15 protein-coding genes are annotated in these 15,313 nt (G+C 49.6%); all 15 read left to right on the top strand.

All coding sequences use genetic code 11. The features are described from left to right. Positions 1-40: 40 nt before the first annotated feature. The 15 genes from INP79_RS00555 (at position 41) to ettA (ending at position 15,153) form a co-directional block, all read left to right on the top strand. Entirely contained in the window at positions 41-901 is an 861-nt protein-coding gene (locus INP79_RS00555) for a ParB/RepB/Spo0J family partition protein (RefSeq protein ID WP_194752519.1), read from the top strand. 148 nt (positions 902-1,049) lie between these two features. After that, entirely contained in the window at positions 1,050-1,442 is a 393-nt protein-coding gene (locus INP79_RS00550) for an ATP synthase subunit I (protein WP_194752518.1), read from the top strand. A gap of 29 nt (positions 1,443-1,471) precedes the next feature. Further along, complete coding sequence (gene atpB / locus INP79_RS00545; RefSeq protein WP_194752517.1) at positions 1,472-2,308, top strand: F0F1 ATP synthase subunit A; 837 nt, start codon at positions 1,472-1,474, stop codon at positions 2,306-2,308. Positions 2,309-2,356: 48 nt separating this feature from the next. Next, the gene (gene atpE / locus INP79_RS00540; protein ID WP_018987204.1) at positions 2,357-2,623 is read left to right on the top strand and encodes a F0F1 ATP synthase subunit C; all 267 of its coding nucleotides are present in this window, start codon (positions 2,357-2,359) and stop codon (positions 2,621-2,623) included. Positions 2,624-2,701: 78 nt separating this feature from the next. After that, a complete protein-coding gene (locus INP79_RS00535) occupies positions 2,702-3,172 on the top strand; it encodes a F0F1 ATP synthase subunit B (protein WP_019880765.1) in 471 nt (156 codons plus the stop codon). 17 nt (positions 3,173-3,189) lie between these two features. Further along, on the top strand, positions 3,190-3,726 hold the full coding sequence (locus INP79_RS00530) for a F0F1 ATP synthase subunit delta (protein WP_194752516.1): 537 nt from the start codon (positions 3,190-3,192) through the stop codon (positions 3,724-3,726). A 16-nt stretch (positions 3,727-3,742) separates the two neighbouring features. Continuing rightward, positions 3,743-5,284: a F0F1 ATP synthase subunit alpha gene (atpA, locus tag INP79_RS00525; RefSeq protein ID WP_024930194.1), complete on the top strand. Its 1,542-nt coding sequence runs from the start codon at positions 3,743-3,745 to the stop codon at positions 5,282-5,284. A gap of 29 nt (positions 5,285-5,313) precedes the next feature. Next, on the top strand, positions 5,314-6,183 hold the full coding sequence (atpG, locus tag INP79_RS00520; RefSeq protein ID WP_194752515.1) for a F0F1 ATP synthase subunit gamma: 870 nt from the start codon (positions 5,314-5,316) through the stop codon (positions 6,181-6,183). A 67-nt stretch (positions 6,184-6,250) separates the two neighbouring features. Next, positions 6,251-7,687, top strand: coding sequence for a F0F1 ATP synthase subunit beta (gene atpD, locus INP79_RS00515; protein WP_194752514.1), 1,437 nt, complete (start codon positions 6,251-6,253; stop codon positions 7,685-7,687). A gap of 71 nt (positions 7,688-7,758) precedes the next feature. Continuing rightward, a complete protein-coding gene (locus INP79_RS00510; protein WP_019880759.1) occupies positions 7,759-8,184 on the top strand; it encodes a F0F1 ATP synthase subunit epsilon in 426 nt (141 codons plus the stop codon). 73 nt (positions 8,185-8,257) lie between these two features. After that, positions 8,258-9,628 carry a bifunctional UDP-N-acetylglucosamine diphosphorylase/glucosamine-1-phosphate N-acetyltransferase GlmU gene (gene glmU, locus INP79_RS00505; protein WP_194752513.1) on the top strand — a complete coding sequence of 457 codons (1,371 nt, stop codon included), beginning with the start codon at positions 8,258-8,260 and terminating at the stop codon, positions 9,626-9,628. A gap of 4 nt (positions 9,629-9,632) precedes the next feature. Next, positions 9,633-11,468 carry a glutamine--fructose-6-phosphate transaminase (isomerizing) gene (glmS, locus tag INP79_RS00500; protein WP_194752512.1) on the top strand — a complete coding sequence of 612 codons (1,836 nt, stop codon included), beginning with the start codon at positions 9,633-9,635 and terminating at the stop codon, positions 11,466-11,468. A gap of 100 nt (positions 11,469-11,568) precedes the next feature. Next, positions 11,569-12,789: an EAL and HDOD domain-containing protein gene (locus INP79_RS00495; RefSeq protein WP_194752511.1), complete on the top strand. Its 1,221-nt coding sequence runs from the start codon at positions 11,569-11,571 to the stop codon at positions 12,787-12,789. 115 nt (positions 12,790-12,904) lie between these two features. Beyond that, positions 12,905-13,369, top strand: coding sequence for an Hsp20 family protein (locus INP79_RS00490; RefSeq protein ID WP_194752510.1), 465 nt, complete (start codon positions 12,905-12,907; stop codon positions 13,367-13,369). Positions 13,370-13,488: 119 nt separating this feature from the next. Next, entirely contained in the window at positions 13,489-15,153 is a 1,665-nt protein-coding gene (gene ettA / locus INP79_RS00485) for an energy-dependent translational throttle protein EttA (RefSeq protein WP_194752509.1), read from the top strand. Positions 15,154-15,313 lie beyond the last annotated feature (160 nt).

Raw genomic sequence — 15,313 nt, 5'->3', positions numbered from 1 at the left:
AGCGACGTTTTTAGAGACTCATTGAAGAGGAAGTAGCAGTATGGTGAAGCCCAAAGGACTTGGACGCGGACTCGACGCATTGTTGTCAGGTGATACGGAAACGATCGCCCAGTCGGATACTTTGCGTACCCTCCCCGTTGGTCAGTTGCAGCCGGGTAAGTATCAGCCGCGTTCTTATATGAACGAGGACGCATTGCAAACACTGGCAGACTCGATCGCGGCACAAGGCATCATGCAGCCTATCCTGGTGCGCGAAATTGCGGCCGAGAAATTTGAAATTATTGCCGGTGAGCGTCGCTGGCGTGCTTCGCAAAAAGCCGGGCTCAATGAAGTGCCGGTATTGGTGCGTGAGATCGCTGACGAAGCCGCCCTGGCGATGGCCTTGATCGAAAACATCCAGCGTGAAGACCTTAATCCCCTAGAGGAAGCCATGGGGATCAAGCGCCTGATTGATGAGTTTGATATGACGCATGAAAAGGCAGCAGAAGCTGTGGGCCGTTCACGCGTGGCGGTGTCTAATTTGCTGCGCCTGCTCACACTGACGCCTATGGTGCAAGACATGCTGCTGGATAACCAGATTGATATGGGTCATGCCAGGGCGTTGGTAGGTAGTGAGCCAGCACAACAAATTTTGCTGGCCAATAAAGTGGTGCAGGATGGTTTGTCTGTGCGTGAGGTGGAGCGCTTGATTCAATCAGAGCCCGCTACAGGTAAAAAGGCCAAGCCAGCCGTGCATCCCGATGTCGCTTCCTTGCAAAATCAACTCAGCGAACAATTGGGTGCCGATGTGGTGATTAGTAGTAAAGCTAGTGGTGCTGGGGTGTTAAAGTTGAGCTTTTCTAATCTTGATCAACTGGACGATTGGATAGCGAAACTGACCGATAATCGCCTGAAATCGTAAGTTAAATCGCACATAAGCCATTCGAAAGCAGATTTTTCCCAAACATTCAGACAGTTAAGTCCTGTTTGGTGCTTGACTTCGGCGAGTGAATAATTCAAAATCTCGCGTCTTTGTAGTATTTTGCCTTGAATTTTAGCGGTCTCATCCCATGAGTGGTCAACAAAACACTGCGGCTGGCATGTCGCTCTATAGCAATGTGCTGCGCTGGCAGCTCATGGCAACGGCGGCTGTCACGTTGATTGCCTATGCGGTTGGTGGTTTAACGGCTGCATTATCTGCATTTATGGGCGGTGTTTCTGTGGTCATCGGTGCATGGTTTGCAGCGAGAATTGCAGAAAAGGGTCGTTTAAAAACAGACCCCACTGCTGTGTTGCTAAATTTACTCAAGGCAGAAGCAGTAAAAATATTGATCATCGCGATTATCCTGTTTGTGGTTTTCAAGCTGTATCAGGCATTGGTGCCTTTCGCACTCATTGCTGGCTTGGCGGCAGCGGCGCTTTTTTCTGGCGCGGCACTGGCAAAATCACAAGTGGATGTGTAGACACGTTAATTTAAAAATAGTTTGAAGATATGACAACTGAACACGCACAAAACGTAGAACTCACCCCTTCTGAATATATCGCGCACCATTTGAGCTTTAATGCTCAGGGCGTTAACGGCAACACTGCCTCTGAAGGCTTCTGGGTGTTGCACTACGACACCTTGTTGACTTCAGTTGTGCTGGGCTTGCTGGTCATGGGCTTGATCTGGTGGGTAGCACGTGGTGCAACCGCTGGCGTGCCTACCAAACGTCAGGCTTTTGTTGAGTTGGTGTTTGGTTTTGTCGATGATCAAGTTAAAAACATTTTCCACGGTGACCGTCATTCCTTTATTGCCCCAACTGCCCTGACCGTGTTTATCTGGGTGCTGGCCATGAACTCCATGGACTTCCTGCCGGTCGACTGGGTCGCTTCTATTGTGTCATTCTTCGGTGGCGAACACGCAAAATGGCGTATCGTTCCTACTTCCGATATCAATACTACCTTTGCTTTAGCATTGGCTGTCTGGTTCCTGATGATTTTCTTCTCCATCAAGGCTAAAGGCCTGGGTGGCTGGATCCACGAACTATTCTGTGCACCATTCGGCAGCAATCCGCTGGTATGGCCTGCCAACTTCCTGTTCAACCTGATTGAATACGTTTCAAAACCACTTTCTCACTCGTTGCGTCTGTTCGGTAACATGTACGCCGGTGAAATCATCTTCTTGCTGTTGGGTATGTGGGCTGCCACAGGCCTGAGCGGAACCGTGTTTGGTGCCATTCTGGGAGCTGGCTGGTCTATCTTCCACATCCTGATTGTGGCATTGCAAGCGTTTATTTTCATGATGCTGACTGTGGTCTACCTGGCCATGGCGCATGAGTCACACTAGTTTTTAACTTTGTAGTTGTTTTTAATTCTTTATAAGAGAGGGTATTAAATGGAAGCATTAGCATTGATTCAAGCCTACACAGGCGTTGGTATCGGTTTGATCATTGGTTTGGGTGCCGCTGGCGCTTGTATCGGTATTGGTATCATGTGTGCAAGTTTCCTGGAAGGCGCTGCTCGCCAACCAGAAATGATCCCAGCCCTGCAAGGTAAAGTATTCCTGCTGTTGGGTCTGATCGACGCTTCTTTCATTATTGGTGTTGGTCTGGCAATGATGTTTGCATTTGCAAACCCATTGTTGAGCGTTGTTGCTAAGTAATTTTTACTCGGTAAATACCGCCCGGTAGGGTTTAAGTGTGACTTAAACCTTTCAACCAATCAGTATGATGGATCCAAAATGAATATTAATTTCACACTCATCGCGCAAGCTATCGCATTTGCAGTGTTGATCTGGTTCACGGTGAAATTCGTTTGGCCGCCGCTGTTAACAGCGATCGAAGCGCGCCAAAAGGAGATCGCAGATGGTTTGGCTGCTGCCCAGGAAGGCAAAAGTGCCCTGGAAGTGGCTGCCAAAAAATCTGAAACCACGCTGAACGAGGCCAAACAAAAGGCAACTGAGATCATTGGGCAAGCCGAAAAACGCGCCGCTCAAATCATTGATGAAGCTAAGGGTAATGCCAAAGCTGAAGGTGATCGCATTATTGCCGGTGCCAAAGCTGAAATCGATCAGGAAGTGAACCGTGCCAAAGAAGGTTTGCGCGCACAGGTTTCCACATTGGCCGTAGCCGGTGCTGAAAAAATCCTGCGTAAAGAGATTGACGCTAAAGCACACAGCGAAATGTTGGCTAAACTCGCTGCGGAACTTTAAGGTAAAAGGGATAAAACATGGCTGAACTCTCAACCATTGCAAGGCCTTATGCTGTCGCTGCCTACAAGCTGGGCAAAGAGAAAAAAGCATTGGCAAAATGGTCTGAAATGTTGGCATTGGCCGCGGCAGTCGCAGCAAATGACCAAATGAAAACCCTGATTGATGACCCTAAGCTGAATGCCGCTGATATTGAAGCCGCATTCCTCAAGGTTTGCGGCGACAATCTTACCGAGCATGGTCAAAATTTGATCAAGACCTTGGTTGAATATGGCCGTTTATCCTTATTGCCTGCCATTGCTGAAGCTTTTGAGGCTTTGAAAGCGCAAGATGAAGGCACCTTGGACGCACAAATCATTGCCGCTGCCAAAATCACGGCAACGCAAACTAAAGATTTGGTAAAACGTCTGGAAGCCAAGTTCGGCAAGAAAATTGAAGCAAGCGTTTCCGTAGATCCGGAAATCATCGGCGGCATCAAAATTATTGTTGGCGACACCGTTATCGACGCGTCTGTCCAAGGTCAGTTACAAAATTTAGCCTATACGCTCACAGCATAAGGCATAGGAGAATTAAATGCAGTTATCTACATCAGAGATTAGCGAGCTCATTAAGAGCCGTTTGGAAAACTTCTCTACTTCTGCGGAAGCCCGTACTCAGGGTACCGTGATTTCCGTAACAGACGGCATTGTGCGTATCCATGGCCTGTCTAACGTGATGTCCGGCGAGATGATTGAGTTTCCAGGCAACACTTTCGGTCTGGCATTGAACCTGGAGCGTGACTCCGTAGGTGCCGTGGTATTGGGTGATTACGAGCACATTACAGAAGGTGATACCTGTAAATGTACAGGCCGTATTCTGGAAGTGCCAGTCGGTCCGGAACTGATTGGTCGCGTAGTGAACGCGCTGGGTCAGCCTATTGATGGCAAAGGTCCGGTTAACGCCAAACTGACTGACAAAATTGAAAAAATTGCGCCAGGCGTGATTGCACGTAAATCTGTGTCACAACCAGTGCAAACTGGCCTGAAGTCTATCGACTCCATGGTACCAGTTGGCCGTGGCCAACGTGAATTGATCATTGGTGACCGTCAGACTGGTAAAACAGCTGTTGCCGTTGATGCAATCATCAACCAAAAAGGTCAGAACATGACTTGTATCTACGTTGCGGTTGGCCAAAAGGCTTCAACCATTGCCAACGTGGTACGTAAGCTGGAAGAGCACGGCGCGATGGCTTACACCATTATCGTTGCGGCTTCTGCTTCTGACTCTGCTGCCCTGCAATTCCTGGCACCTTATGCCGGTTGTACTATGGGTGAATACTTCCGTGACCGTGGCCAAGATGCATTGATCGTTTACGATGACTTGTCCAAACAAGCGGTTGCTTACCGTCAGATTTCCCTGTTGCTGCGCCGTCCACCAGGCCGCGAAGCTTACCCAGGTGACGTGTTCTACATCCACTCACGTTTGTTGGAGCGTGCTGCTCGCGTGAACGAAGAGTATGTTGAAAAATTCACTAACGGTGAAGTTAAAGGTAAAACAGGTTCATTGACTGCATTGCCAGTGATTGAAACTCAAGCCGGTGACGTGTCTGCATTCGTTCCAACCAACGTGATTTCAATTACCGATGGTCAGATTTTCCTGGAAACTGACTTGTTTAACGCGGGTGTTCGTCCTGCGATCAACGCCGGTATTTCTGTGTCTCGCGTGGGTGGTGCTGCACAAACTAAAATCATCAAAAAACTGGGCGGTGGTGTACGTCTGGCTTTGGCGCAATATCGTGAACTGGCTGCGTTTGCGCAGTTTGCTTCCGACTTGGACGAAGCTACCCGTAAACAACTGGACCGCGGTCGTATGTTTACCGAGTTGATGAAACAGGCACAATATGCGCCATTGAACGTGGCAAATATGGGCGTAAGCTTGTTTGCAGCGAACAAAGGTTTCTTTGATGACGTGCCAACCAACAAGGTATTGGCATTTGAAAATGCATTGCATGGTTTCCTGAACTCCAAGTACAAGAACATCATTGATGCTATCGAGTCCAGCAAAGATCTGAGCGGTGATAACGAGAAAGCATTGGAAGCTGCGATTCAAGATTTCAAAGCAACCAACGCTTATTAATCTCTGACACTTCGACTTAGGAACCTAATATGGCAGGTAGTAAAGAGATTAGAACCAAGATCAAGAGTGTAGAAAATACACGCAAGATCACCAAGGCGATGGAGATGGTAGCCGCTTCTAAAATGCGTAAAGCGCAAGACAGAATGCGTGCTTCCCGCCCCTACGCGGATAAAATCCGTAACGTGGCGGCTCACCTCTCCTTTGCACAATCCGAGTATCGTCATCCGTTTTTGATTAAACGTGACGTGGTGAAAAATGTCGGCCTGATTGTGGTCAGTTCAGACAAAGGCCTGTGCGGTGGTTTGAATACCAACGTATTGCGTTTGTCACTGAACCAGATGAAAGCCTGGGAAGCTGAAGGCAAAGGCATCAGCGTTAGCGCAATCGGTAACAAAGGCTACGGCTTTATGAACCGTATCGGCGCGCAAGTGAAATCCCATATCACTGGCTTGGGCGATACTCCGCATCTGGAAAAGTTGATCGGTACCATCAAGGTCATGCTGGATGCGTACATCGCTGGTGAAATTGATCAGCTTTACATCTGCTATACCAAGTTCATCAACACCATGAAGCAAGAGCCGACCATGCAACAATTGTTGCCATTGACCGGTGAGCAACTGGGCAGCCCGAATGGCCATTGGGATTACATCTATGAGCCTGAAGCAAAACCAGTGGTAGATGAGTTGATGACGCGTTATATCGAGTCACTGATTTACAACGCAGTGGCCGAAAACATGGCGTCCGAGCAATCTGCCCGTATGGTGGCGATGAAGTCTGCTTCCGATAACGCGAAGAGCGTGATTGGCGAGCTGAAACTGGTATACAACAAAGCCCGTCAGGCAGCGATTACCAAAGAGATTTCAGAAATCGTCGGCGGTGCGGCAGCGGTTTCCTCCTAAGGCGCGTGCTTTAAAAGCATCGTGAAAGAATTCAATTAGATCTGACTCATACAGTTAGGAAAAGAAAATGGCAAAGGCAAATCAAGCAGTAACAGGTAAAGTAGTGCAGTGTATTGGCGCTGTGGTTGACGTGGAATTTCCACGCGATCAAATGCCTAAAGTATTCGATGCATTGATTATTGATGCAAAAGACAGCAATGCAGAAGCCGGTTTGACACTGGAAGTGCAACAGCAATTGGGCGACGGCGTGGTCCGTACCATTGCCATGGGCTCTTCTGACGGTTTGGCACGTGGTACCACATTCAAAAACACGGGTGCAGCGATCTCTGTACCAGTGGGTGAAGGTACTTTGGGCCGTATCATGGACGTATTGGGTCGCCCAATCGATGAAGTGGGTCCTATCGACTCTACAGAATTCCGTTCTATCCACCAGAAAGCTCCCGCTTTCGAAGAGCTGTCACCATCTGTTGACCTGTTGGAAACTGGCATCAAGGTGATTGACCTGGTTTGCCCGTTTGCTAAAGGCGGTAAAGTGGGTCTGTTCGGCGGTGCGGGTGTAGGCAAGACCGTTAACATGCTGGAACTGATTAACAACATCGCTAAACAGCACTCCGGTTTGTCCGTATTTGCTGGTGTAGGTGAGCGTACCCGTGAAGGTAACGACTTCTATCACGAAATGGCAGATGCAGGCGTCATCAAGCTGGACAACATGAAAGAGTCCAAAGTAGCGATGGTGTTCGGTCAGATGAACGAGCCTCCAGGCAACCGTCTGCGCGTAGCGTTGTCTGGTTTGACCATGGCTGAAAAATTCCGTGACGAAGGCCGTGACGTGTTGTTCTTCGTGGACAACATCTACCGTTACACCTTGGCTGGTACTGAAGTATCTGCGTTACTGGGCCGTATGCCTTCAGCCGTAGGTTACCAACCTACCCTGGCTGACGAAATGGGCCGTTTGCAAGAGCGTATTACCTCTACTAAAGTCGGTTCTATTACTTCTATCCAAGCCGTTTACGTGCCTGCGGATGACTTGACTGACCCATCACCAGCAACGACTTTCCAACACTTGGACTCGACAGTTGTGTTGTCACGTGACATCGCTTCCCTGGGTATCTACCCAGCGGTTGACCCACTGGACTCTACTTCACGTCAGCTGGATCCACTGGTGGTTGGTGAAGAGCATTACTCTGTTGCACGTTCCGTACAAGCAACATTGCAACGCTATAAAGAATTGCGTGACATTATCGCGATTCTGGGTATGGACGAACTGTCTCCAGAAGACAAACTGGCTGTGGGCCGTGCACGTAAAATCCAACGTTTCCTGTCACAACCTTTCCACGTGGCTGAAGTGTTTACTGGCGCGCCAGGCAAATACGTACCACTGAAAGAAACCATCAAAGGCTTTAAAGCGATTGTGGCTGGTGAATACGATCACTTGCCAGAGCAAGCGTTCTACATGGTGGGTGGCATTGAAGAAGCCGTTGAAAAGGCTAAAACACTGAACTAATGGTTGCCGGTGCAGGCAGGCTTAAACCTGCTTGCATCAAAAATCTTCAGTGATATAGAAAAGAGAACATTATGGCAAATACAGTGCATATCGATGTTGTGAGTGCCGAAGAGTCCATCTTCTCTGGTGAAGCCGAGTTTGTGGTTGCACCAGCTGGCGCAGGTGAAGTGGGTATTTATCCACATCACGCACCGATGATTACCACCATCAAGCCAGGCGCATTGCGTATCAAGCAAACTGCCGAGCAAGAAGAGACGGTGATTTATATTTCCGGCGGCATGCTGGAAGTACAACCAGGACTGGTGACAGTGCTGGCGGACACCGCAATTCGTGGCCAAGACCTTGATGAAGCAAAAGCCATCGCAGCGAAAGAAGCCGCAGAAGAAGCATTGCGTAACCGTTCTTCAGAGATCGATTACGCAGCTGCCCAGGCTGAATTGGCAGAAGCGATCGCACAAATCCAGGCAATCCAGAAATTGCGTAAATCTGTGCACTAGATTCCTGTGGAGTATGGCAATAAAACAGGCGGCTTTCGAGCCGCCTTTTTTGTTTCTGAGATAAAATAACAGCATGACTGATTTGAATATTGTAATTCTCGCTGCGGGTAAAGGCACACGCATGCGATCAGACCTGCCTAAGGTGCTGCATGCGGTGGGGGGCAAGCCTATTTTGCATCATGTGATTGATGCGGCCCGCCAGCTGAATCCGCAAACCATCACGGTGGTGTATGGCTTTGGCGGCGAACAAGTACAACAACAGACGCCAGGTGATGACCTGCAATGGGTATTGCAGGCAGAACAACTGGGTACCGGCCATGCTGTACAACAAGCCCTGCCCACCTTGCCTGATCATGGTAAAACACTCATTCTGCTAGGGGATGTGCCACTGGTCGATGTGGCGGCTTGCCGTGACATGCTGACGCAAGCTGATCAGCACCTGGTGGTGCAGACGTTTATCAAGGCAGACCCTACCGGTTATGGCCGTATTGTGCGTAATGACAGGCATGAAGTCGTCGCCATTGTCGAGCATAAAGATGCCAGTGAGGCCCAGCGCGCAATACAGGAAGTGAATACCGGCATTATGGCGATGCCGAATGTACAGTTGAAACATTGGTTGGCTAATATCAGCAACCAGAATGCGCAACAGGAATATTATTTAACCGATATCATCGCCCTCTCCGTCAATGAAGGCCGTGCGGTATTGCCGCATGTGGTCGCCGACGCCTGGTCGGTCACCGGCATTAACTCCAAACTGGACTTGCAGCAAATCGAGCGTGAGTACCAACTGCGCCAGGCAACAGCGCTGATGATACAAGGCGTGACCTTGCTGGATGCGCAGCGTATTGATATCCGTGGCGCATTACAATGCGGTCGCGATGTGTTGATTGATGTGAACTGTGTCTTTGAGGGTCAGGTCACGCTTGAAGATGATGTACAGATTGGCCCGCATTGTGTGATTAAGGATGCCGTGATCGCCAAAGGCACACGTTTGGCAGCATTTACGCATATAGATGATGCTAAGGTTGGCCCAGGCAGCAAAGTTGGCCCGTTTGCGCGTTTGCGCCCTGGTACGCAGTTAGCCGCAGAGACACATGTCGGCAATTTTGTTGAAATCAAAAATGCCACCGTGGGCGTCGGTAGTAAGGTCAATCATTTGACTTACGTGGGCGATGCCAGCATTGGTGCCAATGTGAATATCGGTGCCGGCGTGATCACTTGTAATTATGACGGGGCGAACAAACATAAAACCATCATTGAGGATAATGTGTTTGTCGGCTCCGATACCCAATTAGTTGCGCCAGTGACTGTGGGCCATGGGGCAACGATTGCAGCAGGCTCAACCATTACCAAAGATGTGCCGGCAGATAGCTTAACGCTGTGCCGCGCACGGGAACAACGGTCAATTCAGGGATGGAAACGTCCACAAAAGGTGAAAAAATAAGCGTATGTGCGGCATTGTCGGTGCGGTCTCCAATAGAAATATCGTTCCTCTCCTGATCGAGGGTTTAAGCAGGCTCGAATATCGTGGCTATGATTCAGCCGGGATTGCCGTGCTCAATCAAACCATAGAACGCGCTCGCGCTGTCGGGCGTGTGTCCGAGCTGCAGTTAAAAGCAGAAAGCATGCATAGCCAGATTGGTATCGGCCACACGCGCTGGGCCACGCATGGTGGCGTCACAGAACAAAATGCGCACCCGCATGTTTCTCCTGCGCAAGACAACGCACAGATTGCAGTCGTGCATAATGGCATTATCGAAAATCACGACGAACAGCGTGATCGCTTGAAAGCACTCGGTTACCAGTTTTACTCACAAACCGATACTGAAGTCATCGCGCATTTGGTGCATTACTATTATCAACAAAGCCATGACTTGTTCACCGCGGTGAAACAGGCGATTGCCGAGCTGACAGGCGCGTATGCCATCAGCGTAATTGCGCTGGATCAGCCACAACAAATGGTCGTTGCCCGCCTAGGATGCCCTTTGCTCATCGGCCTGGGTGAAGGTGAAAATTTTGTCGCCTCAGATGTGTCTGCCGTCCTTTCGGCCACGCGCAAAGTGATCTACCTTGAAGATGGCGATGTCGCCACCCTGCAAACCGATGCCGTGGTCATTACGGATAGACAGGGCAGCATCGTCGAGCGCAAGGTGCATATGAGTGATGTGTCGCTGGCTTCCCTTGAACTGGGCCCATACAGCCACTTCATGCAAAAAGAAATCCACGAGCAGCCTCGGGCCATTAGCGATACGATTGAGGCGCTGATTGACGATGGCGCGTTCAGAAGTGAGTTATTCGGCCAAACAGCGGCTGCGGTATTTGCTGACATCGACAGCGTATTGATTTTAGCGGCAGGGACCAGTTACTACGCTGGCCTGACAGCGAAATACTGGCTGGAAAGTATCGCCAAAATTCCAACCTCGGTAGAAATCGCCAGTGAATACCGTTACCGCGAATCTGTGCCCAATCCAAAACAGTTGATTGTGACCATTTCACAGTCGGGTGAAACGCTGGATACCATGGAAGCCCTCAAGCATGCGCAAAAGCTAGGCCATACTCATAGCCTCGCTATTTGCAATGTACAGGAAAGCGCCATTCCGCGCGCATCTTCCCTCATTTTTTATACGCGCGCCGGTGCCGAAATCGGGGTGGCCAGTACCAAAGCCTTCACCACGCAGCTGATCGCGCTATTTGTCCTGGCAGTGACCCTGGCCAAGGCACGTGGCTTGTTAAGCACAGGCCAGGAGCAACAATATCTTGCTGACTTGCGCCAGCTCACAGGGAGTGTGCAAATTGCCCTCAATCTGGAGCCGCAAATCCGCGAATGGGCACACCGTTTTGGGGATAAAGAACATGCTTTGTTCCTGGGGCGCGGCGTGCACTTCCCGATTGCGATGGAAGGTGCACTTAAACTCAAGGAAATTTCCTATATTCACGCTGAAGCCTATCCGGCTGGTGAGCTCAAACACGGCCCGCTGGCACTGGTGGATAGCAATATGCCGGTAGTGGTGATTGCCCCTAATGATGCTCTGCTGGAGAAGGTCAAATCCAACATGCAGGAGGTCAAAGCACGTGGTGGCGAGCTGTTTGTGTTTGCCGATGCCGACAGCCATTTTAAAGAGTCTGAAGGCGTGCATGTGATCCGTACGCCGCGCCATGTCGGTGTGCTCTCGCCTATTTTGCATGCGATTCCGGTACAGTTGCTGGCTTATCATGCAGCTTTACTCAAAGGCACTGATGTGGACAAACCACGTAACCTGGCCAAGAGTGTGACTGTTGAGTAAGTAATAAAGGTAAAAAGCCCCGACATTCGGGGCTTTTTTCAAATAAGAAAACGGCTAGTATCCCTTATACTGATAGTAGATGCTCATCAGAAAGGCAGTCATGTCCACGTCACAACACAGTATTATCGGTCGCCAGCCGATTGTTAACAGTCAACAAGAGATTATCGGCTATGAGTTCTTTTTCAGGAACGATAGCAATGGCAGCCATGCGCCATTTGAAGAAGATATTCAAACCTGTGCCAAGATTCTCTCTACGACCATTGATGAGATGCAGGACAACTGGTTGTTAGGACAACAGCTGGCTTTTATCAATGTCGACCATGTCATGCTCGGCAGTGTATTTTTGGAGCTGATGCCTGCTGAAAAAACTGTTTTAGAGGTGGTGCATACAGTAGATGTGACCCCCGAGATCATTGCACGTTGCCGTGAACTCAAAGAAGCCAAATTCAGGATTGCGCTGGATAACCCGCAACACCACCCGCAGTTAGAGGCATTGATTCCCTACGCAGATTACATCAAGCTGGATATGCGAAATGTGGATATTGCACAAGCGACACAGTGGCTCAAAAAATATCAACCGACAGGTTGCAAACTGATTGCTGAGAAAGTCGAGCAGACTGCCCAGTTTGATAGCTTGCTTGAGGCAGGTTACCAGCACTTCCAGGGTTATTTTTACGCCAAGCCGGAAAACCTCAATAGCAAAGTCATTAACCCAAGTTTTGACGGCGTGCTGCATTTGTTGAACCTGGTCAGCCAGGAGGCGGACAACAAAACCATAGAAAATGGTTTCAAGCGCGATACTACCCTGAGTTACAAGCTGCTGCGCTACATCAATTCTGTGGGCTTTGGCTTGTCCTGCGAGGTACAGTCAATTGGCCATGCACTGACTATTTTGGGCCGCAATCAGTTATACCGCTGGTTAACGTTATTGATGGTCACCGCTGGCAATAACAGCAGCTCCCCTGCCCTGATGAAAACATCCATTACCCGTGGCCGTTTGACCGAGCTGCTGGGCGAGCCTTTCTTTGAGAAACGTGACCGCGACAATCTGTTTGTGGTGGGTGTGTTTTCCTTGCTGGATGTGATGCTGAAAGTACCCATGGACAAGGTGCTGGAAAAGTTGCAGTTGCCAGAGACTATTGTAGATGCTTTGACCAAGCGTGAAGGTATTTTTGGCCCTTTCCTCAAGCTGACAGAAGCGTGTGAAGATGCCAACAGCGAGGAGATTTTACAATTGGCGGCAATGCTGCAACTAGACCCTGACAAAGTGAACCAGTGCCATATGGATGCCTTGGCCTGGACGGAGGCATTGGGTATTTAACCTGCTCGCTGGCCCTTGAAAAAATAAAGCGTATTCCCATATTGAAAATACAGATGCTTGCAGTTTGAGGTCTGAAATTCATGTTAATCGCTTTATTTTTACAAGGATCAACTTTATGCGTACTTATGACTTAAGCCCTTTCTACAGAACCGCCATTGGTTTTGACCGCCTGGCTAAAATGCTCAACGAAAACCAGCGTAGTGAAAACGAAATCAGCTATCCACCTTATAACATCGAACTGGTCGACGAAAACGCCTACAAAATTGTGATGGCCGTCGCCGGGTTCCAGCAGGATGAGCTGGAGATTGAAACCGAACACCAGGCGTTGCGTGTGACTGGCCGCAAAGCGAAAACTCAACAGGAAACTACCTTTTTGCACCGTGGGATCGCCACGCGTGATTTTGAACACAAGTTCCAGCTGGCTGACCATGTCAAAGTGACTGGTGCCAATCTTGAAAACGGCCTGTTAACCATTGCCCTGCTGCGTGAAATCCCTGAGGCCTTGAAGCCACGAAAAATCCAGATCGGCACGCAGGCGCAAACCAATCCTAGCTTTATTGAACAACGCGTCGCAGCATAAGTGTTTAAGTTAAAAAGGGCCGAAAGGCCCTTTTTTCATGCCGAATACTTTTATCTACAAGCTAATTTTGACCGCGCGTATTAAAATACGCACTTTCAATCACCGTCCCGGAATTTCTCATGGCGCAATATGTGATGTCCATGCTCCGCGTGAGCAAAATCGTGCCGCCCAAACGGCAAATCATTAAAAATATCTCTTTGTCATTTTTCCCGGGTGCCAAAATCGGCCTGCTGGGTTTAAACGGTTCGGGTAAATCCACTGTGCTGCGCATCATGGCGGGTGCCGATAAAGAGTACGAAGGCGAAGTGCAATGGCAGCCTAATTTGTCCATTGGCTATTTGCCACAAGAGCCTCAGCTAGATCCGGACAAAACTGTGCGTCAGGAAGTCGAAGCGGGTTTGGGCGCCATTATGGAAGCCAAGCAAAAGCTGGAAGAAATTTACGCGGCTTATGCCGAACCGGATGCTGACTTTGACAAATTGGCTGAAGAACAGGCCAAATATGAAAATATCCTCGCTGCCAGTGGTAGCGATGTTGAACAACAACTGGAAATCGCTGCCGATGCGCTGCGCCTGCCGCCGTGGGATGCCATGATAGGCCCGTTGTCTGGCGGTGAAAAGCGCCGTGTGGCTTTGTGTAAATTGCTGCTGTCCAAGCCGGACATGCTCCTGCTGGACGAACCGACTAACCACCTGGATGCGGAATCTGTGGAGTGGCTGGAACAGTTCCTGGTGCGCTTCCCGGGTACCGTGGTGGCTGTTACCCATGACCGTTACTTCCTCGATAATGCGGCTGAGTGGATCCTGGAACTGGACCGTGGCGAAGGTATCCCGTGGAAAGGCAATTATTCCAGCTGGCTGGAGCAAAAAGAAGACCGTTTAGCCCTGGAACAGAAACAGGAAGATGCCCACCGTAAGGCTATGAAGCAAGAACTGGAATGGGTGCGTCAGGGGGCTAAGGCCCGCCAGAGCAAGAGTAAAGCGCGTCTGGCACGTTACGAAGAAATGTCCAGCGTTGAATACCAGCGTCGTAACGAAACCCAGGAAATCTTTATTCCGCCAGGTGACCGCTTGGGTAACCAGGTCATTGAGTTCAATAATGTGTCCAAAGGCTTTGGTGATCGCCTGCTGATTGATAATTTATCATTCAGCTTGCCGCCAGGCGCGATTGTTGGCGTCATCGGCCCTAACGGTGCTGGTAAATCGACACTGTTCCGCATGCTGCAAGGACAAGAGCAGCCAGATAGTGGTGAAATCATCACCGGGCCTACCGTCAAGTTGGCAGCAGTCGATCAGACCCGTGACGGTTTGGACAACGATAAAACCGTCTTCGAGGCGATTTCTGGTGGCCTGGATGTGTTGAGTGTCGGCAAATTTGAAATGCCTAGCCGTGCCTACATCGGCCGCTTTAACTTTAAAGGCGGCGACCAGCAGAAAATCGTTGGCCAGCTGTCTGGCGGTGAACGTGGCCGGTTGCATCTGGCGAAAACCCTGATTTCCGGCGCCAACGTCTTGCTGCTGGATGAACCGTCAAACGATCTCGACGTGGAAACCCTGCGTGCGCTGGAAGACGCCTTGCTGGAATTTGCCGGTTGCGTATTGGTCACCTCGCATGACCGCTGGTTCCTGGATAGGATTGCGACGCATATTCTGGCGGCAGAAGGTGATTCACAATGGACCTTCTTTAACGGTAACTACCAGGAATACGAAGCCGACAAGAAAAAACGGCTGGGTGAAGAAGGTGCTAAACCCAAGCGTATTCGTTACAAACCTATTACGCGTTAACTTAAAAGCCCATTCGATTGAATGGGCTTTTTTATGGCGAATGTTAAGGGATGTTGTAAATCATCCACAGCCGTTCTTTTTAAAACGGTTTAAAAAGAACGGCGCTTTACAAACATGAGCTGAAAACGCAAGATGAACCTGGAATCGTTGTAAGAATTTC

The organism is Methylophilus sp. QUAN (genome assembly GCF_015354445.1).
Taxonomy (GTDB): Bacteria; Pseudomonadota; Gammaproteobacteria; order Burkholderiales; family Methylophilaceae; genus Methylophilus.
The sequence above is the reverse complement of the archived record's forward strand: the minus strand, read 5'-3'. Positions and strand labels throughout refer to the sequence as shown.